The sequence below is a fragment of the Boudabousia liubingyangii genome (assembly GCF_001907245.1).
Classification (GTDB): domain Bacteria; phylum Actinomycetota; class Actinomycetes; order Actinomycetales; family Actinomycetaceae; genus Boudabousia; species Boudabousia liubingyangii.
The window spans coordinates 349387-373572 of record NZ_MQSU01000002.1; the positions used below are offsets into that span (position 1 = coordinate 349387).

Annotated in this window: 18 protein-coding genes; 14 read left to right on the forward strand and 4 right to left on the reverse strand. The window is 54.3% G+C overall.

Annotated elements, in window-relative coordinates; translation table 11 throughout:
* Nucleotides 1-2: 2 nt before the first annotated feature.
* The 3 genes from tpiA to BSR28_RS04030 all read left to right on the forward strand — a co-directional run bounded on the left by tpiA (nt 3) and on the right by BSR28_RS04030 (nt 1513).
* Nucleotides 3-779 (forward strand): triose-phosphate isomerase, encoded by a 777-nt coding sequence (gene tpiA, locus BSR28_RS04020; RefSeq protein ID WP_073713414.1) that lies wholly within the window; start codon nt 3-5, stop codon nt 777-779.
* A 124-nt stretch (nt 780-903) separates the two neighbouring features.
* The gene (gene secG, locus BSR28_RS04025; RefSeq protein WP_073709079.1) at nt 904-1152 is read left to right on the forward strand and encodes a preprotein translocase subunit SecG; all 249 of its coding nucleotides are present in this window, start codon (nt 904-906) and stop codon (nt 1150-1152) included.
* Nucleotide 1153: 1 nt separating this feature from the next.
* Nucleotides 1154-1513: an RNA polymerase-binding protein RbpA gene (locus tag BSR28_RS04030; RefSeq protein ID WP_073709080.1), complete on the forward strand. Its 360-nt coding sequence runs from the start codon at nt 1154-1156 to the stop codon at nt 1511-1513.
* Between the two features lie 143 nt (nt 1514-1656).
* Here the strand turns inward: BSR28_RS04030 and tkt are convergent, their stop codons facing one another.
* Nucleotides 1657-3714 (reverse strand): transketolase, encoded by a 2058-nt coding sequence (tkt, locus tag BSR28_RS04035; RefSeq protein ID WP_073713415.1) that lies wholly within the window; start codon nt 3712-3714, stop codon nt 1657-1659.
* 100 nt (nt 3715-3814) lie between these two features.
* Here tkt and xerD point away from each other — a divergent pair, with 100 nt between their 5' ends.
* Complete coding sequence (gene xerD / locus BSR28_RS04040) at nt 3815-4741, forward strand: site-specific tyrosine recombinase XerD (RefSeq protein ID WP_073713416.1); 927 nt, start codon at nt 3815-3817, stop codon at nt 4739-4741.
* Nucleotides 4742-4916: 175 nt separating this feature from the next.
* Here the strand turns inward: xerD and BSR28_RS04045 are convergent, their stop codons facing one another.
* Together BSR28_RS04045 and BSR28_RS04050 are read right to left on the reverse strand one after the other, a co-directional pair.
* A complete protein-coding gene (locus BSR28_RS04045) occupies nt 4917-6719 on the reverse strand; it encodes a DEAD/DEAH box helicase (RefSeq protein WP_331203659.1) in 1803 nt (600 codons plus the stop codon).
* 312 nt (nt 6720-7031) lie between these two features.
* Nucleotides 7032-8390 (reverse strand): MFS transporter, encoded by a 1359-nt coding sequence (locus tag BSR28_RS04050; protein ID WP_073709083.1) that lies wholly within the window; start codon nt 8388-8390, stop codon nt 7032-7034.
* Between the two features lie 181 nt (nt 8391-8571).
* On the opposite strand from BSR28_RS04050, the gene aspS reads away from it, so the two are divergent.
* Nucleotides 8572-10356: an aspartate--tRNA ligase gene (gene aspS / locus BSR28_RS04055; RefSeq protein WP_073709084.1), complete on the forward strand. Its 1785-nt coding sequence runs from the start codon at nt 8572-8574 to the stop codon at nt 10354-10356.
* A 123-nt stretch (nt 10357-10479) separates the two neighbouring features.
* Here aspS and BSR28_RS04060 read toward each other — a convergent pair whose 3' ends face one another.
* Complete coding sequence (locus BSR28_RS04060; protein ID WP_073713417.1) at nt 10480-12867, reverse strand: RND transporter family protein; 2388 nt, start codon at nt 12865-12867, stop codon at nt 10480-10482.
* A gap of 199 nt (nt 12868-13066) precedes the next feature.
* Here BSR28_RS04060 and BSR28_RS04065 point away from each other — a divergent pair, with 199 nt between their 5' ends.
* From BSR28_RS04065 to aroB, 9 genes are all read left to right on the forward strand, one after another.
* Nucleotides 13067-14380, forward strand: coding sequence for a replication-associated recombination protein A (locus BSR28_RS04065; protein WP_073713418.1), 1314 nt, complete (start codon nt 13067-13069; stop codon nt 14378-14380).
* 102 nt (nt 14381-14482) lie between these two features.
* On the forward strand, nt 14483-15106 hold the full coding sequence (gene rpsD / locus BSR28_RS04070) for a 30S ribosomal protein S4 (RefSeq protein WP_073709087.1): 624 nt from the start codon (nt 14483-14485) through the stop codon (nt 15104-15106).
* Nucleotides 15107-15221: 115 nt separating this feature from the next.
* The gene (alaS, locus tag BSR28_RS04075) at nt 15222-17894 is read left to right on the forward strand and encodes an alanine--tRNA ligase (protein WP_073713419.1); all 2673 of its coding nucleotides are present in this window, start codon (nt 15222-15224) and stop codon (nt 17892-17894) included.
* Between the two features lie 2 nt (nt 17895-17896).
* Nucleotides 17897-18376, forward strand: coding sequence for a Holliday junction resolvase RuvX (ruvX, locus tag BSR28_RS04080; RefSeq protein WP_073709089.1), 480 nt, complete (start codon nt 17897-17899; stop codon nt 18374-18376).
* 2 nt (nt 18377-18378) lie between these two features.
* On the forward strand, nt 18379-19860 hold the full coding sequence (gene mltG, locus BSR28_RS04085; RefSeq protein WP_073713420.1) for an endolytic transglycosylase MltG: 1482 nt from the start codon (nt 18379-18381) through the stop codon (nt 19858-19860).
* 25 nt (nt 19861-19885) lie between these two features.
* On the forward strand, nt 19886-20710 hold the full coding sequence (locus BSR28_RS04090) for a shikimate dehydrogenase family protein (RefSeq protein ID WP_073713421.1): 825 nt from the start codon (nt 19886-19888) through the stop codon (nt 20708-20710).
* A 26-nt stretch (nt 20711-20736) separates the two neighbouring features.
* Nucleotides 20737-21351, forward strand: coding sequence for a prepilin peptidase (locus tag BSR28_RS04095; protein ID WP_073713422.1), 615 nt, complete (start codon nt 20737-20739; stop codon nt 21349-21351).
* A 24-nt stretch (nt 21352-21375) separates the two neighbouring features.
* A complete protein-coding gene (gene aroC / locus BSR28_RS04100) occupies nt 21376-22581 on the forward strand; it encodes a chorismate synthase (RefSeq protein WP_073709093.1) in 1206 nt (401 codons plus the stop codon).
* Nucleotides 22574-24172, forward strand: coding sequence for a 3-dehydroquinate synthase (gene aroB, locus BSR28_RS04105; RefSeq protein ID WP_158020320.1), 1599 nt, complete (start codon nt 22574-22576; stop codon nt 24170-24172). Before aroC ends, aroB begins: the two co-directional genes overlap by 8 nt.
* Nucleotides 24173-24186: the final 14 nt, after the last annotated feature.

The following is a 24186-nucleotide window of genomic DNA, read 5'->3' on the forward strand; positions in this document are numbered from 1 at the left end:
AAATGGCACGTAAACCCCTACTAGCAGGCAACTGGAAGATGAACCTCAACCACCTTGAGGCCATCACCCTAGTTGAAGGCCTAGCCGCAGAACTACGCGACGCAAACTTCGACTACGACACCGCTGATGTCGTTGTGATCCCCCCGTTCACCGACATTCGTTCCGTTCAGACCGTCGTGGAATCAGAAGACCTACGCATCGCCTACGGCGCTCAGGACATTTCCGTACACGAATCCGGTGCCTACACCGGTGAAGTCTCTGCCGAAATGCTCTCTAAGCTAGGCGTAACCTACGTCGTCGTCGGACACTCAGAACGCCGCGAATACCACCAGGAAAGCGACGCCCTAGTTGGCGAAAAGGCACGCGTAGCCCTCAAGGCTGGCATGACCCCGATTATCTGCTGTGGTGAAGGCCTAGACGTTCGTAAAGCTGGAGAACATGTCTCCCATGTACTCAAGCAGATCGAAGGTGCTCTAGAAGGCATCCCGGCCTCTGACGTAGTTAAGTCCGTCATCGCCTACGAACCCATCTGGGCCATTGGCACCGGCGAAGTAGCTACCCCGGAAGACGCTCAGGAAGTTTGCGAAGCTATTCGCAAGCGCGTTGCTGAACTATACGATCAAGCAACCGCAGACGCCCTACGCGTTCTATACGGTGGCTCCGTGAAGTCTTCTAACGCTGCTCAGATCATGAGCAAGCCCGATGTTGATGGTGCTCTAGTTGGTGGCGCCTCACTAAAGGCTGACGAGTTCGCCAAGATCGTCAACTTCGAAGGCTGAACAAAACCTTAAAAACTAAACCGGACCTAGCACTCTTTCGCTAGGTCCGGTTTAGTTTGTGACAAAACGCTCTAGGCACTATGCTTATAGGAGCAGAAATTCGCACTATCGATAGGAAACGCCATTGCACGCGCTCACTCTTACCCTACAGGTACTAGTAGTCATCACCTCTCTACTACTTATGCTGCTAGTCCTCTTACACAAAGGTAAAGGCGGGGGAGTCTCCGACATGTTCGGCGGCGGCATGTCAGCATCCGCAGCCTCCTCTGGCGTCGCAGCCCGTAACCTACACCGAATTACCGTAGCCACTTCGATCACCTGGGTCACCTTGATCATTGTCCTAGGTGTCTTTATCAGATTGGGAATTAGCTAAAATGTCTGCCAACTCTCCAGGTCCTATACGAGGAAGCAAGATTGGCGCCAGTGCGCCCCGTCCTGACTCTCAAGTTTCGGATGCTCCCCGTTTTTCAGTTAACTACTACTGCGAGAACGGGCATGTCACTAAGGCAGTTTTCTCTGCCAATATCAAGGGTGACTATCCCGAAGAATGGTCCTGTGAGAAATGCGGTCAACCCGCTGGACTAGACGCGGAAAATCCGCCCGTAGAACCAAAGACGGTTCCCTTTAAAACTCACCTTGACTACGTTAAAGAACGACGCAGTGATGAAGATGGTGAACGAATTCTTGATGAAGCACTTGATAAGCTCAGGAACCGATTCGGTCGAGCACGCTAAGCTTGCTTAAACTTTTCAATGAGCCCGGATGTTTTAGCATCCGGGCTCAAACTATTCATGCACAATAAAAAACGCAAATAGAATCGGCGGGTAGGAATCCAAAGTGGAGAGCCGACCCGCCGATCTTAGCTAGCTAGTAAATCTCAGAGTAGTTCCTGAGCCTTGGCCACGACGTTATCAACGGTGAAACCAAACTTCTCAAAGAGAACATTCGCGGCACCAGGAGCGCCGAAGGAAGACATGGTGACCGTAGTGCCGTTGCCTTCTAGGTACTTGTACCAAGACTGATCAACACCGGCCTCAATCGCTACCTTCGGAAGATCCTTAGGCAGGACGGATAGGCGGTAGTCTTCGGACTGCTCATCGAACCATTCGAGACAGGGAGCAGAAACCACGCGGGAACCGATGCCGGCTTCCTGCAGCTTCTCCTGTGCACCAAGTGCGAGCTGAACTTCCGAACCAGTCGCCATTAGGACCACCTGGGGTTCACCAAGGTCACGCAAAACGTAGGCGCCCTTGGCCAACTCGCTGGCCGGAGCCAAGCCCTCGGCCTTACGGTCGGGGCAAGGCAGGTTCTGGCGAGTCAATGCTAGAACCGCCGGCTTACGGCGCTCTAGGGCAGAAGCCCAAGCTTCAGCAGTCTCATTAGCATCTGCTGGGCGAACTACGCTCAGACCAGGGATCGCACGTAGCGCGGAAAGGTGCTCTACCGGTTGGTGGGTCGGGCCATCTTCGCCCACCCCAATGGAATCGTGGGTGAAGACATAAGTGACTGGTAGCTCCATTAGGGCCGCCAGACGGACCGCTCCACGCATGTAATCAGAGAAGACTAGGAAGGTACCACCATAGGGCAGGAACAGGTTAGAAAGGGCGATACCGTTAAGAATCATGCCCATGCCGTGTTCACGGATGCCTAGGTGCAGGTTACGACCCTTAATCGAACCTTGGAAATCCTTCGTTGAACGAGACTCCGGGAAGAAGGAAGCTTCACCCTTCATAATGGTGTTATTGGATCCAGCTAGGTCAGCGGAACCACCCCAGAGTTCGGGCACTACCGGAGCCAATGCATTGATTACCGCACCAGAAGCAGCGCGGGTAGCCAAGGCCTTGGTATCAAAGGTGGGAAGTGCTTCGCGGAAACCTTCCGGAAGCTGCTTAGCCAAGAGACGCTCAAGAAGCTTAGCTTCCTCCGGGTTCTCTGCCTGCCAAGTTGCAAAACGCTCATCCCAAGCGGCGCGAAGTTCGCGACCACGAGCAGCGGAATCTTCACGAACTGACGCTAGCACTTCCTCGTCAACAAAGAAGTGCTCTTCCGGATTAAGGCCAAGGGCTTCCTTAAGGCCAGCAAGTTCTTCCGCACCCAGCTTAGAACCGTGAATCCCACCAGTATTCTGCTTATTGGGGGAGGGATGTCCAATAATGGTACGAACGCGGATTAGCGAAGGACGATCCTGCACTTCCTCAGCGGCGGCAATCGCACGATGAAGGGCTTCTACGTCCTCGAAATAGCCATCCGGGCTGGCGGTGAAGTCAACAAACTGTGTGTGCCAACCATAAGCCTCGAAGCGAGCCTGAACGTCCTCGGTGAAGGCAATCGAAGTACCACCCTCGATGGAGATCTGATTGTCGTCATAAATGGCAATTAGATTACCCAGCTGCTGGGTGCCGGCTAGTGCACAAGCCTCGTGGGTAACGCCTTCCTGCATATCGCCGTCGCCCATCATCACGTACACGCGATGGTTAAACAAGGATTCATCATTTGGGGTGTTTGGATCCAGCAGTGCCGATGAACGGCGGGCCGCCATCGCCATACCCACTGCAGAAGCAATACCAGAGCCCAGCGGACCGGTGCTAATCTCAACAAAGTCAGTGTGTCCAACTTCCGGGTGACCCGGAGTTAGTGAACCAGCTTGACGGAAATGCTTTAGGTCATCAATCTCTAGACCCAGACCGTGCAGGAACAACTGCGAGTACTGAATCAAAGAAGCGTGACCAATGGACAGAACGAAACGGTCGCGTCCTAGCCAGTGCGGGTCCTTAGGGTCGTAGCGCAAATGGTCACGGTAAACGACATAGGCTACGGCAGCCAAGGAAATCGCAGTACCGGGGTGGCCATTGCCGACTTCTTCGACGGCATCAGCAGCTAGAGCTTTCAACATTGTGACGGCGCGGTCATCGCGCTCATTCCACGCAAAGGGCATGGATTCCTCCTTTAATACGAAGCGTGACAATATTCTAACGTATGAAAGCCCGAATGAATCAAACTAGAGAGCGAAAAACAAAAAGGCTTACACTGTGGTTATGGACCTTGAACGCGTAACCGCACTATATCTAGGACATTTGGCTGCCGAAAAAGGTGTTTCTGCCAATACTCTGGCGGCTTATAGACGTGACCTAAATCGGTACTTAGAATACCTAAAAACTGAGAAAATCAAGTCCATTGGGAAAGTCAAAGAGCAAACCGTCCAGCAGTATCTGCAATCTTTAGCGCAGGGAGATAAGCCCCTGGCGGCTTCCTCTAGAGCCCGACACCTAGCAGCCATCCGAGGCCTGCATCGCTTCGCCCTGCACGAAGGCATAATTGCTAAAGACGTAACCGAAACAATCGGGGCCCCAAAGTTACCTAACCGCCTACCAAAAGCCCTTAGCCGTGAGCAGATCGCGCGACTCCTAGCCGGAGCCGGGCCAGAGAAAAGCGATAATCCCGTGGTTTTACGCGACCGGGCCTTCCTAGAACTCGCTTATGCCTCCGGTGCGCGCGTCTCTGAACTGGTTTCCCTAAGCGTTGATGACCTAGAGTTCGGGGCCGAACTGACCTTCCTGACAGTTACCGGTAAAGGTAATAAACAGCGTTTGATTCCGATTGGCTCCTACGCGCAAGCAGCCTTAGAAGCATATTTAGTCCGAGGTCGTCCCAACCTAGCTGCAAAGGGGAGCGGTTTCCCGCAGCTATTTTTGAACCTGCGTGGACGCCCGTTATCACGTCAAAGCGCCTGGGAACTAATCCAGAATGCGGCCAAACAGGCCGAACTCGAGGCGCATATTTCACCCCACACCCTGCGTCATTCCTTTGCCACTCACCTGATTGAAGGTGGCGCCGACGTTCGGGTAGTGGGAGAACTACTGGGGCATGCTTCGGTGAACACTACTCAGATCTACACTAAGTTGTCTTCAAATGTGTTGAAAGAGATCTATCAAGAGACCCACCCGCGGGCCCTACACGAATAGTGGGCAGTCGTAGCGGTTTGTGCCTGTAGAAGCCTTAAAACAGGCGGCTTAGAATCGTGTAAATAAGTAATCGTGAAAATAAGTTATGGGCGGCGGGATAGAAAATCTCTATCCCGCCGCCCATCTATGAGATTGGGTAATCCGGTTACTTAAAAGTTGGATTTACCGGTTTAGCTCAGAACTTTTTCTTGAACTTTCCGCCCTTGGAACCACCGAACTTGCCGCCCCCAAAAGGACGCTTGCCGCGACGCATACCGCCGTCGGAAGGGGCTCCGTGATCTTCGCTGATACGCAGTTTACGGCCAGAAACAGTAGCATGCGCGATGCGTGAGTGAGCCTCGGGATTAAGCTCACCAGAGATCTCAACTAGGGAGAAGCTGGGGAAGATATCAATCTTGCCTAGATCGCGACCGTCAACACCGCCCTCGTTGGTAATTGCCCCAACAATGGCACCGGGACGGACCCCATCACGGTGGCCGACCTCAACGCGGTAACGACGCATAGCCCCAGTCGGAGCACCATTCGAGAAGCGACCTTCACGTCCTTCACGACGGCCCGCACGGGCAGCCTTACGAGGCTCATCGCGACCCGGTTCAAAGGTAGCAGCGACGAAGTTTCCTTCTTCATCAACTAGTTCTTCACGACGCACTCGGCCCTTGCCACGAACGTCAGGCTCCTGCACGGGGCCCTCATCGCCAACCGACTTAGCTAGTAGCGCGGCAGCCACATCGTAGATATCAAGATCCGGTGATGAAGTAAGTTCATGTAGCAGATCGAAGTACATTTCTAGGCGACCTGCATCGATACGCTCACCAAGGGTTTCGATCATGTGACGGGCACGGAACTCAGAGACCTCACGAGGAGTCGGAATCGCAACCTCTTCGAGCTTAGTGCCGGTGAGTTTTTCAATCTTCTTTTTACGAGCAGATTCACGAGGCGTGAAGAAGGTCAGTGCCGTACCTTCACGGCCGGCGCGACCGGTACGACCAATACGGTGCACGTAGGCTTCATCTTCACGCGGCACGTCGAAGTTCACCACTAGGCCGATACGTTCTACGTCTAGGCCACGCGCAGCCACGTCAGTGGCGACGAGGACGTCGAGCGAACCATCACGCAGGCGACCCACGATGCGTTCGCGATCGCGCTGCGGCACGTCACCGGAAATACCGGCGGTACGGAAGCCACGAGCGGTTAGGTCAATGCTGATATCTTCAGCGTCCTGACGAGTACGTACGAAGACGATGGCCGCATCTGCGGTGCGGGTTGCGAGGACGCGCGAAAGTGCGCCCATCTTGTGCTTGAAAGGTACGACAGCGTAGGTCTGACGGACGGTAGCGGTAGTAGAAGCCTGTCGGGAAACGGTGACGTTTACCGGATCGGTGAGGTGCTCTTTGGCGACCTTCGCGATGGCCGGAGGCATAGTGGCCGAGAAAAGCGCGGTAACGCGTTCACGGGGAACTGAGGAAGCAATGGTTTCTACATCCTCGGCGAAACCCATACGAAGCATTTCATCAGCTTCGTCAAGGACCAGCATACGGACGTGTGAAAGGTCAAGGGCTTCGCGCTTGATCAAGTCGATAATACGACCGGGGGTGCCAACTACCACCTGGACACCACGACGCAGAGCGCCGAGCTGCGGACCGTAGGGGGAGCCACCATAAACCGAAAGGACCTCGACACCATTGGTGCGCTTGGCGAACTGGTCGATCGCATCAGCAGTCTGCATGGCCAATTCGCGGGTGGGGGCTAGGACTAGTGCCTGTACCGGGCCACCAGCCTCAGTCATGGCAATAAGCGGAAGACCAAAGGCAGCGGTCTTGCCGGTACCGGTCTGGGCGACGCCCACAATATCGCGTCCCTCTAGAAGATAGGGGATAGCTTGCGCTTGAATGGGGGTGGGATTCACAAAGCCCATATCAGAGATAGCTTCCAAAATGTCAGAGGGAAGCGAAAGTTCAGAGAATAATACTTCAGTCAAGAAAATACCGATCTTGTTATAAATCAAATGCCCACTTCTTGGGCCTAGACCAGGGGCAAGTCGCCCGATAGCCTACTGGGTCGGAAAACTACTACCGACCTGATCGCCCGGGGCAGTAGCTGAAGTGCTCTGAATTGCCGATAGGCGCTAGTTACACACTACAGGGCTGGGGAACTTAAATATAGTGCGGCGCAGGTGGTATCCCTCACCGGAGGTTTTGGGAATAAAACCGAAAACCCTCACCCTTGAGTGAAAACAGCAGCCCAAAGGATGACTGCGCAGCCTCGATGGTGCGCTTTCTATGGGTGGGGACTATTTAACTCCGATGGTACCGATTCGGCGGCCAGCAATCGCTGCGAGGACGCTCAAGCCCAAGGCTAGGAGCAGTGCCGGAAGCATGGGACCAGGAGCTGGAAGATTGGCAAGGTAAGTGAAGGCCGTCGTAATAATCGTCAGTGCCGCCGCACCGCCCAGTGAGTCAGCTAACTGTAGGGAAGAAGAAATGTAACCGTGCTTTTCTTCAGGTGCGGACTCCAAGGCCAAAACTGAAAGCGCCGGGTAGGAAAGACCCACGCCAAAGGCGGAAATGCACCAGCCGACGGTCGCGAAGTGACCAGTCACGGAGGGGAAAGCCGCAACTGCGGTTGCGATGCCGCCTAGGGCCGCCAAGATTCCGCCCGCCACAGGTAGATGACGGCGCAGCTTCTCGCCCGCAATCTTCGACTGGATACCAGCCGCAGCTGCCCAGGTGATAGCCCCGGCAGAGATTACCTTCGCACTATCGTTTAGGCTCCAGTGGTGGATAGTAACCAGGAGTTGAGGGATAAAGGTTTCAGTGGCCACATAGGCGGCATTAATGAAGCCGCGGGAAGCGACCATGGCAGGAATGCCACGCTTTAGGCGAATCGTTCCCGGTGGGAAGATCGCGCTCAAGGAAAGCACCAAGAAGACTAGGGCGATAATCGCGGCCAGCTTAGCGCCAGGGAAGGTGAGGGTAAACCCGAACTGGGCGACCATCAGTGCGACGAAAGCAACGGTGGCACCGCGAACGGTCTTCCTCGCCCTCGGATGAAGCGGATTACGATGTTTCGGTACGTGCCGAAGTAGCGGGAAGATAACTGCAGCTGCCGCTAAAATCGCGGGAACCAACACGTGGAAGATTGCGCGCCAGCCAAAAAACTCCGCTAGACGGGAGGCAATGTACGGGCCGGCAAGTGCCGGGACCACCCACGCGCCGGCGAAAACGCCAAAGAAGAAAGGACGTCGCACCGGGGAAACCAAGGCCCCCACCAAGACGTACATTGAGACCATCAGTAGGCCTCCGCCTAGACCTTGGAACATACGTCCAATCACGAAGATCAACATGGTCGGCGCTAGACCGCAGGTAACTAGACCAGCGATGAAGAAGAAGAGACCGGAGAGGAGTGGCTTTAGCGCACCCCTTGAATCACACCAGGCACCGGCCACGGCTGTCGCCAGAAGCTGTCCTGCTAGCGCGGTACCGTTAGCCAGCGGGTACATCGCCTCACCATCGAGCTGGTGGGCAATTTCTGGCAGGACCGTGGTCACGCCCAGGGTTGCAAATCCAGCAAAGCAGATGGAAATGCTGGCGCCAATTAGTAGCAACCAGCCCAGGCGGGGCGAATAATAAGTCTCAGTTTCTTCAGACATCACGCCTATTCTTCCCTGTTAAGTGGATTCTTTGCACTTCCAACACACTATCTTGTCTAGGTGGTACCTGCCACAGTTACCGCCATAGAAGAAACTCAACCGGTCACCGACCTACGAATGAAAGTAGTATTGGACATGCACCCGCTCGTTTCGCGGGCCGCTACCTAGAAAGGAATAACAAGTGCTTCGTACACACCAGGTTGGCGAACTATCGCCGGCACTAGAAGGACAAAAAGTCACCCTCACCGGTTGGGTTGACCGTCGTCGTGACCACGGAGGCATTGCCTTCATCGACCTACGTGATGCCTCGGGTATCGCCCAGGTAGTTATCCGAGATGAAGAGGTTGCCCACGATCTTCGTGCCGAGTACGTCCTCAAAATCACCGGTGAAGTTACCCTTCGTCCCGAAGGTAATGAAAACACCAATCTTTCCACCGGCGCCATTGAAGTTATCGCCGATGAAGTTGAGGTCCTAAATACCGCCGCACCGCTACCTTTCCAGGTTTCTGATCACGCTGAAGACTCCGGCAAGGTAGGCGAGGAAGCTCGCCTCCGTTACCGTTACCTAGACCTCCGTCGTAGCCCCATGCAGAAGGCCCTTCGCCTACGCGCGGCGATCGCTCGCGCTGCTCGTCGCGTGCTAGACAACGATGGTTTCGTCGAGGTGGAAACCCCGACCCTAACCCGCTCTACCCCGGAAGGCGCCCGCGACTTCTTGGTCCCGGCTCGTCTAAACCCCGGCACCTGGTACGCTCTACCGCAGTCCCCGCAGCTGTTCAAGCAGTTGCTCATGGTGGGCGGTATGGAGCGTTACTACCAGATCGCTCGCTGCTACCGTGACGAAGACTTCCGTGCAGACCGTCAGCCCGAGTTCACCCAGCTAGACGTCGAAATGTCCTTCGTAGACCAGGAAGACGTCATCAAGGTGGGCGAGCAGGTCATTAGCGAAATCTGGAAGGAAATCGGCTACGAGATTCCGCTTCCGATCCCGCGCATGACTTACAAGGACGCGATGGAACAGTACGGTTCCGACAAGCCTGACCTGCGCTTCGGCCTCAAGCTAGTCGACCTAACCGAATACTTCAAAGACACCCCCTTCCGCGTTTTCCAGGCTCCCTACGTGGGTGCTGTGGTGATGCCCGGTGGTGGTTCACAGCCGCGCCGTACTTTCGACAAGTGGCAGGAATGGGCTAAGGCGCGCGGCGCTAAGGGCCTCGCTTACGTTACCTTGGACGAAGAGGGCAACCTTGGCGGCCCGGTCGCCAAGAATATTTCCGAGGAAGAGAAAGCTGGCTTGGCTGCCGCTACCGGCGCCAACCCCGGCGACTGCATCTTCTTCGCCGCTGGCCAGCCGACCCCGTCCCGTGAACTATTGGGTGCTGCTCGTCTAGAGATCGGTAAGCGCACCAACCTGATTGACGAGGACGCTTGGGCCTTTACCTGGGTGGTTGACGCCCCGCTATTCCAGCCTTCTGGCCAGGCCGAAGCTGATGGTGACGTGGCTCTAGGCAACTCCGCTTGGACTGCCGTGCACCACGCCTTCACTTCGCCCACTCCCGAATGGATTGACCGTTTTGAAGAGGATCCGGGCAATGCGCTAGCTTACGCCTACGACATCGTTTGTAACGGTAACGAACTGGGTGGCGGCTCGATCCGTATTCACCGTCGTGACGTTCAGGAACGTGTCTTTAAGGTCATGGGGATTGGCGAGGAAGAAGCCCAAGAAAAGTTCGGCTTCTTGCTTGACGCCTTCAAGTTCGGCGCTCCGCCTCACGGTGGTTTCGCCCTTGGCTGGGACCGTATCGTTTGGTTGCTCACCAAGTCCGGTTCGATCCGCGACGTGATCGCCTTCCCGAAGATTGGTGCTGGCTGGGATCCGCTAACCGATGCTCCCGCTCCGATTACCGATCAGCAGCGTGAAGAAGCTGGCGTTGACTACGTCCCTGAAGAAGAGGACGAAGACTGATCAGCTAGTCGTTTGAATTTGGGCCCCTATCCGAAAGCTCGGATAGGGGCCCAAAGAATTTGACCTTATAAGTTCGCAGATACTTTGAGATAGGATCGACGAACCGGGTTGGTTGGCAGCGACTTATTGTTCGGTGTCTTCAGGGTCCGCTGTATTCGGAGTCGAACTTGCTAACTCGGCCGTTTCAGCTTCTGAAACTTCATCGGTCTTAGCCTCTGCAGTCTGGGGCTCAACATCGGTTTGGTCAGCGGGTTCCCAATCAGACTTATTAGTCTTTTTGACGTCCTTTAGGCGGGGGCCTTTTTCAAGCGCCTGGTGCAAACGATCATGAAGCTTTTGAATCCGGGGGTGCTTACCCTGAAGCTTAGAGTCCTGTTGGTTACGTAGCTCGAGTAACTGGGGATTTACCAAGACTGAAATCAGCATGCCCATAGCCACTGAGGCCAGCATAATCGCCCCGGTGGTGGCTAACTGGATAAATCCAGAGAAGATAGCCGCTAATGCGGTTAAACCACTAATTAGCCAGGTAGCGCGGGTGGCAGTAGGGCGACGGTTAGAAAGTGGCTCAAGCAGGGTTACGGCGGTAATCATGATTGCTAGGACGCCACCAAGATAGAGGCCACCTAAATCTACGCGGTTCTCAACTAGGGTGCCGGGCAGAATCTTAAATAGACCCAGTTTGAAAGCTCCAGCAGCCAAGCCCACTGATGCGGTAACCGTCAAGCCACCCATAATGGTTTGAATAATTGACCACCAGATATTTCCAGACAACAGGAACAGGCAACCGAGGGAAAGGATTACTGTCAGGGTAATTGCTAAGGGGACGTTGGAAACCCCGGAATCTACGGCTTCAATATTTCTTGCCGTGTCGGAGTAAACCCCATGCTCGAATCCCTGAGCGGGGGTAGAAACCTGGGCTAGTGCCGTGCGCATTTCCTTAAACGTAGGATCAGGCTGGCGGAAGTTAAAGGAAACGGTCGCGAAGCGTTCGCCCAGAGTGGTGGCTTCATTCTTTGCCACCACCAGTTGACTCTTCGAATTGATCGAATCAGCCCATTTTTGCAGGTTGGTGGGGGAGGTCTGAGCAATGACCACAAAGTCCGGATCGACCATCTGGGGGAAGGCCTGGCGGGCGGTCTGCTGGAAGTGGACTGTCTGCGAAGCGTCCATTAGTTCGGCCGCTGACATGGCCCGCGGTGAAATCACGATGCAGGGAAGACTGGCCAGAATCAGTAGTAGGGCGGCAATACCCGGGGCTGCTTGGTTCTTACTGAAGGGGGTCTGGGCATAGGGGAGGGCTAGGCGTTGACGCAGCCAGTTTTGGGCCCTGACGATGGGAGAGGTTTCTGGCAGCGTCACCTTCGAATGATTCCAACGCTGGCTAAAACGTTCAGCTAGTAGCAACACGCTGGGGGTAGCAATAAGCTCAATCGCCCAGACCGCGATCACGGTGGGGAGCAAGATGATGGCTAGCTTCACCAAGTGATTCAAACTGGCAGCAAACAGAATCAAGATACTGGCAAAGGTAATGCCAATGGCGGTAATAATTAAGTTCCGCTTATCCTTCATGCGCTGCGCTAGATATTCGATGCGCGCCCGACGGCGAGTCCGCGGACCATGATCTCCCGCTAACTCAATATTTTCGCGGTACTCCAAAGAATAAGCGTCAACGGCATTGAAGACGGCGCTGGAAATGCCGGAAAGGACGGTAGTGGCAAGTGCTACTAGGGGTACTAGCGAGGTAGGAATCGTGATGAAGAAGCTTAACAACCAAGTAATGGTTAATGCCGCTAGTTGTGAGCCTAGGATGCTGCTAAAGGAAGCAAATGCGCGAGTAGCCTTACCCGTGGCCACATAGAAGGCAATTAGCGATGCCAAAAGGGTGACTAGGATGATGATCAAAGTACCTTTGGAGGCATTATTCTGAGCCTGTTCTTGAGCGAAGGCAGGGGAGGAAACCGACACGGTGCTATTCGGATATGCCTTCTCGATTTCCTGCTCAATCCTAGGTAGGTTTTCAGAAATACGAGCTTGGAATTCAGCCTGTTTGGCGGGAGTATCCGTGCTGGGCGCAAATAGCAGGGCCACGAATGCTTTTCGGTTAGATGAAAGTAGCGGGTTTGCTAGCTCTTCATTTGCTTTGGGGAAACCGAGGGTAAAGGGATCAAGGAAATTCTCACCGGTGGTGACTTTCAGTGATTTTTCGATGTCCGCCCGTGCGGCTGTAAATTTTTGCGAGGCAGCATCGAATGCGGCCTCATTGCTCAAGTCCACACCTTCAACCAAAATGGCCGTAGTTTGTTCGGTTTGTCCTTCGCTTAAAAGCTGTTGCCTAGTTTCGGCGATCACCGAGTTTACTGCGGTGTCTGCCACTGGTACGGTGCGCGCGATGACTGACCCCTGTCCAAAACCGGTCGAAACGGTTAAGGTCATGGCAATTATTGCGGCCAGAAAGACCGCACAGATCAGTTCGTAGCTGGCATAAAGCCGGCTGGCAATAGCTTTAATCACCCTCCTATTTTGCCCTAATGCTCCCTAGATTGCTAAAAAAGGGACTTTAGTACTTATTACACTTAACTTATTTAGCTCTCTAACCGTTCTACTTTAGGTGCTTATCGGTCCGCTCTTGGCATTCGAATTATCATTTTATGGACCCTGGTTGTGATTAGTGTGTTTGCTAGTTTGGAACCAATCAAGGTAGGGTTTTCTAGTGGACCTTTTTACTCCGGCTTCCAGTAGTGAAGCAGCAGCTCAGAGCGCACCCTTGGCGGTCAGAATGCGACCTCGTGATATTTCCGAGGTCGTTGGGCAAGCACACCTTTTAAAGGCACAGTCACCCCTTCAAAACCTATTCGCCCGGGCTGAAGCCGGAAAACGTCCCGCCTCCTCGGTAATCCTATGGGGTCCAGCAGGGACGGGTAAAACTACCATCGCCTATCTACTGGCACGAAAGAGTAACTGGAACTTTGTGGAGCTTTCGGCCGTAAGCGACGGAGTGGCTCAAGTTCGTCAAGTAATCAAGCAGGCTAAATCGGAACTCTCGCTGTCGGGGAAACCTACGATTCTTTTTGTTGACGAGGTGCATCGCTTCTCCAAGTCTCAGCAGGATGCACTGTTGCCGGCGGTTGAAAACGCCTTCGTGACACTGATCGCGGCTACCACCGAAAATCCCGTCTTTTCGGTGATTAATCCCTTGCTTTCACGATCCCTCATGGTTACTTTGGAGCCCCTGACCGAGGATGACCTTAAAGAGGTTATCTCCCGTGCACTAAGTTCTGAACGCGGGTTGGGTGGTAGATTCGAACTAGAGTCTGAAGCGATTGACATCATTTTGGGTGCTGCCGGTGGTGATGCAAGAAAATCATTAACGATTCTGGAAGCCGCCGCAGACGCAGCGGGGGAGAGCCCCGTAATCTCTGTTGAACATGTCCGGGCCGTCGCTGACTCAGCGGGCCTAGAATACGGTATCGATCAGCATTATGACGTTATCAGTGCCTTTATTAAATCAATGCGTGGTTCAGATCCGGACGCGGCCCTGTACTACTTGGCTAGGATGCTTCACGCCGGCGAAGACCCGCGGTTTATTGCCCGCCGAATCATGATCGCCGCTTCCGAAGACGTCGGGATGGCAGACCCAACCGTTCTACCGTTAACCGCAGCAGCGTTGACTGCAGTACAACACGTGGGTATGCCCGAAGCGCGGATTATCCTGGCGCAGGCGGCTGTGGCCGTAGCGGTAGCACCCAAATCTAACGCTGTTTATAAAGGAATTAATGCTGCGCTTGAACTAGTACAAAACGGTCAGGGGAATGATATTCCACCTTATTTACGGGATGCGCGATCGCCGCTTCAAAAGGGCGCTTCCTATCGCTACCCGCACGATTACGAGCATGGGGTGGCACCTCAGCGTTACCTACCCGAATCACTGGGTGATCTAAAACTGTACGAGCCCACCACACACGGCTTTGAGAGTCGTATCACAAGTCGCCTGTCGAAGGTAGAAGAGCTACGTAATATGCCGTAAACTAGGGCAGTTGCCAATCGTGGCAATCCTGGGGTCTTGGCCTTGTGTCGACCCCACCGCGCAAGCGGTTGAACGAAAAATCGTACAGGAAGGTACAAAATTATGGCTATTAGCCGCACTCGTCGCCAGGTGCGCCTCTCTCGCGCCCTAGGTATCCCGTTGACCCCCAAGGCTGTTCGCTACTTCGAAAAGCGTCCCTACGGCCCCGGTGAACACGGCCGCGCCCGCAAGCGCAGCGAATCTGACTACGCTATCCGTCTAAAGGAAAAGCAGCGTCTACGCGCCCAGTACAACATCCGCGAAGCTCAGCTAGTTCGCGTCTTCGAAGAAGCACGCCGCGCTGAAGGCCTAACCGGTGAAAACCTAGTCGAACTTCTAGAAATGCGTCTAGACGCCCTAGTGCTACGTTCCGGCTTTGCCCGCACCGCAGCCCAGGCTCGTCAGATCATCGTGCACCGTCACATCCTAGTTGACGGTCAGCTAGTTGACCGCCCGTCCTACCGCGTGAAGCCCGGACAGGTCATCATGGTTAAGCCCAAGAGCCAGACCATGGTTCCCTTCCAGATTGCTGCCGCTGGTGAACACCGCGACGTGCTACCTGCAGTCCCCGCTTACCTAGACGTCCAGCTAGAAAAGCTAACCTCCACCTTGGTCCGTCGCCCCAAGCGTGACGAAGTTCCCGTCACCTGTGACGTCCAGATGGTTGTTGAATACTACTCACGCTGATATTTAACAGCGCCATTTACTGGCCCCGTAGTGAAAACTGCGGGGCCAGCAATGTATTATTAGGTGATTACCGTTCAGAAAGAATCCCGGGTCTATGCCCGGTTTAAGGAAGAAAATGCGTACCTCTGAAATTCGCTCCCGCTGGCTTGATTTCTTCGCCTCGAAGGACCACCACATCGCGCCCTCCGTACCGTTGATCTCTCCGGATCCCTCGATCCTCTTCACCATCGCCGGCATGGTTCCCTTTATTCCCTACATTATTGGAACCGAAAAGGCTCCCTGGCCTCGCGTAGCTTCAGTACAGAAATGTATCCGAACCAACGATATTGACAACGTTGGCAAGACTACCCGTCACGGCACCTTCTTCCAGATGAATGGTAACTTCTCATTCGGTGACTACTTCAAAGAAGGTGCCATCGATTTTGCCTTTGAGCTACTCACCGGCAGCGTCGATAAGGGCAACTACGGTCTAGATGCCGACCGTCTCTGGGTAACCCTCTGGGAAGAAGACCACGAATCCTTTGACGTCCTGACCAAAAAGATCGGCATCGATCCCAAGCACATCGTGCGTCTTCCTCGAAACGAAAACTTCTGGGACACCGGCCAGCCCGGTCCCGCCGGTCCCTGTGCGGAATGGCACTATGACCGTGGTCCCGCTTACGGTCCGGAAGCTGTCGGGGGCAATGTCGATCCCGGTGGCGACCGCTACCTCGAAGTTTGGAACCTAGTTTTCGACCAGTTCCTACGCGGCGAAGGCAAGGGCAAAGACTACCCGCTACTTGGCGAACTCGATGCCAAGGCAATCGATACCGGTGCTGGCTTGGAGCGCCTCGCTGTGCTACTTCAAGACAAAGCCAATATGTACGAGATCGACGAAGTCTACCCCGTCATCCAGGCAACCGAACAACTAACCGGCCTGAAGTACGGTCAGAACCAAGATCCAAGCGTTGATATCCGGATGCGTGTCATCGCAGACCACGTCCGTTCGTCGCTAATGCTGATTGGCGATGGGGTCCAGCCCGGTAATGATGGTCGCGGGTACGTGCTACGCCGACTAGTCCGCCGTGCTGTCCGGGCAATGCGCTTGCTAGGTGTAGACCGAGCAGTCTTGCCCGATCTATTGCCGGTCTCCAAGGACGTAATGAAGCTTTCCTACCCAGAACTAGAGCAGCGCTGGGGACAGATCTCAGATATTGCCTACGCGGAAGAAGAAGCGTTCCTCCGTACGCTTTCATCCGGAACTACCATCTTCGACAACATGGTGAAGAGCGCACAGAACAAGACCATCTCTGGTGCTGATGCCTTCGCTCTTCACGATACTTACGGTTTCCCCATCGACCTAACCTTGGAAATGGCCTCTGAAGCGGGGCTACAGGTTGATCAGGATTCCTTCCGTGCCCTCATGCAGGAGCAGAAGGACCGTGCTCGTGCGGATGCCGTTAATAAGAAGACAGGACACGTGGACTCCCGTATCTACCATGAACTAGCGGAAAAGGTTGGTGGCAAGGTCGACTTCCTGGGCTACACCGAAAGCACTGCTACCGCTAAGGTTATGGGTCTACTAGTTAAGGGACAGCCCCAGCCGGTGGTAACCGCACCTGCTGAAGTTGATGTCATCCTTGACCAGACTCCTTTCTGGGCTGAAATGGGTGGTCAGCTAGCCGACCAAGGTACCATCACTGCCCCGGGAATGACCTTGGAGGTTACCGACGTGCAGGCCCCGATTAAGGGCCTAAGCGTACACCGCTGCCGCTTGGTAGAAGGCGAAGTAGCACTAGGCGAGGAAGTTACCGCTAGCATCGATACGGAACGTCGTCTTCACATTGCTCGGGCCCACACCGCCACTCACATGGTGCACAAGGCTCTACACGAAACCCTAGGCGAACAGGCCACCCAGGCCGGCTCTGAAAACAGCCCGTCCCGGATGCGCTTCGACTTCCGTCACAACCAAGCACTAAGCTCTGATGCCCTCGGGACAATCGAAGGCCGCGTTAACGAACAGCTAGCCAAAAACCTAGCCGTCACCGACCAAGTCATGGATCTAGACGATGCTCGTGCACTAGGAGCCATGGCGCTCTTCGGTGAAAAGTATGGTCGCGAAGTACGCGTTGTTACCATTGGCGATGGTTGGTCTCGCGAACTCTGCGCCGGTACCCACGTTCCGATGACCGGTAACATCGGCCGCATCACCCTCTTGGGCGAATCCTCTATTGGCTCCGGTGTACGTCGTATGGACGCACTTGTCGGTGATGGTGCCTACCAGCACCAATCCCAGGAGCACAGCCTACTAGCGAACCTGTCCACTCTAGTAGGTCGTCCTACCGAAGAGCTTCCGGGCGCCATTGAAAACCTCATGAGCCGCTTGAAGGAAACTCAGAAGGAACTTACCCAGCTGCGTACCCAAAGCGTCTTGAACCAAGCTAAGGAATTAGTCAACAAGGCACAGGAGATCAACGGCGTTCGGGTTATTAACGAAGATCTAGGCTCGCTTGGTGCAGCCGACGCCCTACGTACCGCGGTACTACAGCTACGTGACCAACTTGGAAACGAACGTCCGGTTGTGGTGGCCCTAACTGCGGAAGTCGCTGGCAAGGGCTCACTTGTGGTAGCTACCAACGCCACGGCTCGCGAAGCTGGAATTAATGCTGGACAACTGGTCAAGGCTGCTGCTACTCGTGCCGGCGGTGGCGGCGGCGGTAAGCCCGATATGGCGCAGGCTGGTCTAAAGGATCCTGCCAAGTTGAGCGTTGCTCGAGAAGCTCTAACCGAGGCACTTAGCGAAGCCTGATAATGACAGTTACACGCTGGGCCTTTGACGTTGGGCGGGCACGAATCGGTGCCGCACGGACCCCAGCCGGAACCACGGTGGTGCTTCCGGCTGGGACCTTCCAAGTCGATAAAAACGGCGCCTACTGGCATCGAATCGTCGACGCCCTGCACGAAAGTCCTGCCTCCGTCATATATGTCGGGTTACCATTACACCTAAACGGAAATCAGGGAGCTTCGGTAAAGCTAGCTCGCAACTTTGCGAAACAGTTACATCGACGCTATCCCACAGCTGAGATCAGAATGATTGACGAACGTCTTACGACCTCGACAGCACATCTGAGATTAGCTGACGCAGGAATTTCCGGTCGCAACCGCACACAGATCATCGATCAAGCGGCCGCGGCGGTAATTCTTGAATATGCCATTGCCTCAGAAGGCCCAGATGGACAGTTCAGCGGCGAACTATTTGCTGCGGCAACGGAAGAAAGGAACAACGGTTGAGTATGGACAACCAAGGCGAACCGACCCGTCGGATTCCCTCTCGTAGGGAACTACGCGCACAACGGGAACAGGCCCTTGCTGCTCAGCAGAATGAAACTGAACCCAAGATTGAAGAGCCTCGTGAGACTCCTTCAGAACTGGCTTCAGCCAATCCTTCTTCCGAAGCACAAAGTGAAGCGAACGTCGCGCCCGTGGTGGAAGAGACCCCAATCACCGCGCCCGTGGCGGAAAACCCGGTTACCACGCCTGAACCGACAGATGAAACCACTGTCAAGTTTGCGCCTACCACTCCCGTTTCCGCGGAGGCCCAAGCCCAAACCATTACCCGTCAAGCAATCGAAAATAAAGCCCGACGTATTGAGCAAGAGGGTGGCCCAAGGGAGGAATTCTTGAACACTTCACGTAAGCAACCCAAGAAACAAAAGCGTGGGCGGATCATTTCGACCCTGATTATTCTGCTGTTAATGGCGGCCTTGGTGTTCGGTGGTATCTATCTAGCCAAAATGCTTCTAGGCCAGACCGAAGAAGCTCCCGCTGATTACTCCGGTGGCGGTAGTGGGGTAGTGACTGTAGAAATTCCCCAGGGTGCCACTGGTAGTCAGATTGCCAGCATGCTAAAGGAACAGGACGTCGTGGCCTCTACAGATGCCTTTGTCTCTGCATTTAAAGCAAATCCAGAAGCGAAGAACATCCAGCCCGGCACCTACACCTTGGCTAATAAAATGAGCTCGGCAGCCGCGGTGGCCGCACTATTGGATTCGGCTAACCGCGTGGATAACGATCTCACTATCCCCGAAGGCTTCACACTAAAACAAATCAAACAGCGTCTTATCAAACGTGCTGGCTACACAGAAGAACAACTAAACGCCGCACTTAAAGATACGAACGCCATTGGTCTACCAGCGGAAGCAAAGGGCAATGTAGAAGGCTGGATTGCCCCGGCAACCTACACTCAGAAGAAGGGCGAAGACGCTAAGGCCCTCTTCAAGACGATGATTGAAACCAATACCAAGCGACTTGAAAAACTTGGGATCCCGCGCGATCAGTGGCAGGTAGCCTTAACTAAGGGGTCGATTCTAGAGCGCGAAGTTGCCAAGAAGGAATATCTTCCCATGGTGGCTCGCGTGATCGATAACCGCCTTGATGCAGAAAAGGGCAAAGAGGTACTGAACCGTCTGCAGATGGACTCTACGGTAGCTTATGCTTCAGGACGTACTAGCGGTCTACCTACCCAGCAGGAACTACAGGCTGACTCTCCCTACAACACCTACAAGAACGCCGGCTTACCGCCCACCCCGATTGGCGTTGTCGGTGACGCTGCTCTGGAAGCCGTCATGCACCCCGCCGACGGTAACTGGTTGTACTTCGTAACCACCAATCTAGATACCGGTGAAACCAAGTTCTACGACACCTACGACGAGTTCGTCAAGGGTAAGGCGGAACTAGCGGAGTACTGCAAGACTCACGAAAAGTCCTGCTACTGAGATAAGTAATTATCGAGATAATACGATGCGTTTTGCTTTAATTGGCTCGCCGGTGGCTCATTCGCTATCACCTCTGATGCATAATGCTGGCTACCGGGCGCTAGGAATCGAAGCGACTTACGAAGCGGTCGAGTTATCGGAGATCGAATCTGAAGGGCCCTGGAGTCAATTTGATGGGCTCTCAGTAACGATGCCACTCAAACAGAAGATCATTCCCTTCCTTGATTCTCTAGAGCCGTCCGCGGCCGCCACCGGAGTGGTCAACACGGTAGTAAACTCGGCCGGCTTAAAGGTTGGTTTCAACACCGATATTTACGGCATTTCTCAGGCGATTCAACATGCTGCCCGGCAGTACCAGCTTGAACCACAGTTTAAAAAGGCCGTCATAATCGGTGGACGTGCCTCCGCGTGCTCGGCTCTAGCCGCCCTCGGCGAACTGGGAAGACCAGAAACCTTTATCACCGCACGAACCTTAACGGGCCCGGGCACAGTGACTGCCGCACGTCGGGAACTGAGGACCGACTTCTTACCTGTTGCGTGGCGACTGACCGACATGATCAAACGTGTCCTAACCGAAGCTGACCTAGTCATTTCGACTGTCCCAGCGAAGGTCCTAGAAGGTTGGGATGAAAGCTTCCAGCTCAAGGCAGAGGCGCTAGTCCTTGAAGCCTCTTACGCAAATGCCGGCACTTGGCTACAAGCTGCCTGCCAACGCAGCGACGCACACTATATCCCAGGTGTCGAGATGCTCTTCCATCAAGCTATCCAGCAGTTTGCTTTACACACTGGTAAAGCTGCTCCGGTCGAAGCCATGCGCGACGCACTTGATCAGCACTTAGCACAGGCCTAGTAATACCTAGACGCAGAGAGCTAAGAATGAATCCGCTAATCATTCTGTCCCTAAGCCTGGGCGTGCTAACGTTCCTGTACACACTTTTCTGGATTAAGAAATATTCGCCTAAATATGCTAGTTTCACGATTCGAGATCAGCTGGTCTATGTCTTTATCGTGTTAATACTTTTGGGCTTTTTCCTCTGGCATTTTAGAGTTGGAGCGTTCTTGATTCCAGCACTGCCGCCCACTGCCTTAGCTATAACTATCGATCAGCGCGTTCATCTACTGCCTAACCGCTTGGTCTTAGCTAGTGTGGTACTTCATCTTGGGGCCCTTGCGGTCTTTCAAGCCGGAATTCCAAATCCACAACAAAAAACCCATTCTTGGACCTTTTTAGCATTAGTACTAGCTATCACCCTCGTCGTTTTAGGAATATTGCTATTCGTTGGAATCGGTATGGGAGACCTCAAATTTGCGCCTGCTTTAGTGCTCTGGGCAGCGGCCACAGACACACTACCGCAGTACCTGTTCATACTAGCCATTCTTCCCGCTCTCTACTTAATATTTAGGCGAATTGCAGGTCATAAAGATAAATATGTGGCTTATGGTCCATGGTTATATATTTCTCTCCCCTTGGCGCTGAGCCTGAGTATTTAAAAAAGCTATGCAATAATTCGTGTCATGCTTAGATGGTTAACTGCTGGAGAATCACACGGTCCAGCGCTCGTAGGAATGATCGATGGAGTCCCCGCAGGTCTCAAGCTGCAAAGTAAAGATTTTGAGGCCGAACTTCACCGGCGTCGTCAAGGAGCTGGCCGAGGAGCGCGCCAAGCCTTTGAAAAGGATCGTCTGGAAATCCTCGGGGGAATCCGTCATGGCGTCACCACCGGTGCGCCCATCGCGCTGCTAATTCATAACTCTGAGTGGCCAAAATGGACCGACGTTATGAGTGCCGATCCAGTAGACCCGCAAGCGCTAAAAATCGACGCTGGTACCGGCGATGAACGGGAAATTGCCCGAAACCGTCCGCTTACACGTCCTCGCCCGGGCCATGCTGACTTGCCCGGAGCTATTAAATACCAGCAGCAGGATGCTAGAAATATCCTCGAACGTGCCTCCGCCCGGGAAACCGCTGCGCGAGTAGCGCTTGGTACCGTAGCCAAAGCCATCCTAGAACAAAGCTGTGGGATTAAACTTGTCTCGCATTTGCGCTCACTGGGCGCGGTCACCTCCCAGGCAGCAGAACCAATCCCAGCAGACGCACCGGCACTTGATGCGAGTCCCGTTCGCTGTCTCGACCCTCAAACCGAAGCTGAAATGCTCGCACACCTTGACGAGCTTAAAAAGGCTGGCGATACCTGTGGGGGAGTAGTAGAAACCCTAGCCTACGGAGTCCCAATCGGTCTGGGCTCACACGTTCAACATGACCGTCGTCTAGATGCGGCCATCGCCGCCGAGATCATGTCCATCCAAGCAGTAAAAGCCGTCGAAATCGGCGACGGTATGGAAGCCGCCCGCCGCCCTGGATCACAGGCCCAGGATGAGATTGTCCGGGATGCCGATGGTAACTGGCAGCGAGTTTCGAACCATGCCGGTGGTATTGAAGGGGGCATTTCCAACGGCCAACCAATCGTCGTTCGCGCAGCCGTGAAACCTATTTCCACCGTTCCCAAAGCCTTACGCTCAATCGACTGGGCCACCGGTGAAGAATCCCGTGCAAACCACCAGCGTTCTGATGTCTGCGCTGCCGTACCCGCGGCAGTAATCTGCGAATCGGTGTTGGCTCTGGTGTTAGCCGGATTCCTACTAGAGCGTGCCGGGGGCGACACCATTTCACAGATTAAAGCAAATCTTGAACGTTTGAATGCCGGTGATGATCGTGCCTGAGAACGCTGTTTTGCCGACGCGGATTTTCTTGTGTGGACTTCCCGCTGCTGGAAAAACCACCGTCGGGCAGATTCTGGCCCGTGCTCTGGGATGGGAGTTCCTTGACCTTGATCACCTCATTGAAAAAACTGCCGGAAAGTCAATTCCCGAAGTATTTTCTGAATCAGGGGAAGAACACTTTCGCGATCTTGAAACCGCAGCCTTGCAGGAAGTGCTCCAGGCGGAAAATCCGTGCATTATCGCCCTTGGCGGCGGTGCTTTAGATCGCCCCGCTAATCAGGCACTGCTTGCGGAACAGGCTGTTGTCCATCTAAAAGTCGACCCAAAAACCGCTTTTGAACGTGCTCGACACGAGGGCAATCGGCCACTACTGAACGGTACTGACCCTGAGGCTAAGCTCCAAGAGCTTGCGCAACGACGCAATCCTATCTATCAGAAGGTAGCGACGATTCAGGTTCCAGCCGAACAAGCTCCCGAACAGGTCGCGCGGCAAATCTGTCGAGAACTTGGAAAAAACCTCGGGATTTCCCTTGTTAGGGGCCAGCGGGACTATCTAGTCTTGGTAGGCACAGACCTGCAAGCCGCGATTCTTCGAAGTTTGCTCGACGCAGGTGACGACCACCTGATTGTCCACCCAGAAGCCTTAAAACCAGCCGCACTCGAACTATCGGAGCTGCTAGAGCAGCAGGGTAAGCGGGTACGGTGTTTTCAACACGCTGATGGTGAGGCTGGAAAATCTCTGTCGCAACTAGCCGCTGCCTGGGATCTGCTAGGCGCTGAAGCATACGGTCGAGATTGTGTAATCACCGGTCTAGGCGGGGGAGCTACCACTGACCTTGCTGGTTTCATTGGTGCTACTTGGATGCGCGGTGTCAAAACTGTCATGCTACCCACCAGCCTGCTGGGAATGGTAGATGCTGCTGTCGGCGGGAAGACCGGAATTAATACTGAGGCCGGAAAGAACCTTGTTGGCGCTTTCTATCCACCCACCGCAGTCTTCTGTGATTTAAAGTTCCTGCAGACCCTACCGGAGGCTGAACTACGCAATGGCATGGCCGAGGTCATCAAATGCGGATTTATTCGGGATCCATATATCCTGCAGCTCTGCCAGGGGATCGCTCCCGGCACCTTACCCACGGGCGAGGTACTACAGGCCCTAATTGAGGCTGCAGTTCGGGTAAAAGCACAAGTAGTTAGCACCGATTTATTCGAATCTGGTCTCCGTGAGATTTTGAATTACGGCCATACCTTGGGGCACGCTATTGAAAAAGCGGAAAAATACCAGTTACCTCACGGTCACGGGGTCAGCATCGGCATGGTCTTCGCGGCCCATCTGGCGGCTGAATTGGGGATTGCCACCAAGGAATATGCGCGAGACTTGACGGATCGGATTGCAGCACTAGGCTTGCCCACAAACTATGCGGGTTCTTGGCCTGATTTACGCGATACGATGGCTCGTGATAAGAAGAACCGTCAGGGGCAGCTGCGTTTTGTGCTGTGTTCCAGTCCCGGTCAGGTCCAAACGTACCGAGTTAATGACGAGGACGCGCTTAAGCGTGCTGCTCAAGCCACCGGAATTACGGTTTTCTAGTTTTTAGGGGAGGA

What these genes read in the sequence shown, in the direction of transcription:
- tpiA (WP_073713414.1), top strand. Translation starts at nt 3, where the DNA reads ATGGCACGTAAACCCCTACTAGCAGGCAACTGGAAGATGAACCTCAAC.
- BSR28_RS04030 (WP_073709080.1), top strand. Translation starts at nt 1,154, where the DNA reads ATGTCTGCCAACTCTCCAGGTCCTATACGAGGAAGCAAGATTGGCGCC.
- tkt (WP_073713415.1), bottom strand. Translation starts at nt 3,714, where the DNA reads ATGCCCTTTGCGTGGAATGAGCGCGATGACCGCGCCGTCACAATGTTG.
- xerD (WP_073713416.1), top strand. Translation starts at nt 3,815, where the DNA reads ATGGACCTTGAACGCGTAACCGCACTATATCTAGGACATTTGGCTGCC.
- BSR28_RS04050 (WP_073709083.1), bottom strand. Translation starts at nt 8,390, where the DNA reads ATGTCTGAAGAAACTGAGACTTATTATTCGCCCCGCCTGGGCTGGTTG.
- rpsD (WP_073709087.1), top strand. Translation starts at nt 14,483, where the DNA reads ATGGCTATTAGCCGCACTCGTCGCCAGGTGCGCCTCTCTCGCGCCCTA.
- alaS (WP_073713419.1), top strand. Translation starts at nt 15,222, where the DNA reads ATGCGTACCTCTGAAATTCGCTCCCGCTGGCTTGATTTCTTCGCCTCG.
- ruvX (WP_073709089.1), top strand. Translation starts at nt 17,897, where the DNA reads ATGACAGTTACACGCTGGGCCTTTGACGTTGGGCGGGCACGAATCGGT.
- mltG (WP_073713420.1), top strand. Translation starts at nt 18,379, where the DNA reads ATGGACAACCAAGGCGAACCGACCCGTCGGATTCCCTCTCGTAGGGAA.
- BSR28_RS04090 (WP_073713421.1), top strand. Translation starts at nt 19,886, where the DNA reads ATGCGTTTTGCTTTAATTGGCTCGCCGGTGGCTCATTCGCTATCACCT.
- BSR28_RS04095 (WP_073713422.1), top strand. Translation starts at nt 20,737, where the DNA reads ATGAATCCGCTAATCATTCTGTCCCTAAGCCTGGGCGTGCTAACGTTC.
- aroC (WP_073709093.1), top strand. Translation starts at nt 21,376, where the DNA reads ATGCTTAGATGGTTAACTGCTGGAGAATCACACGGTCCAGCGCTCGTA.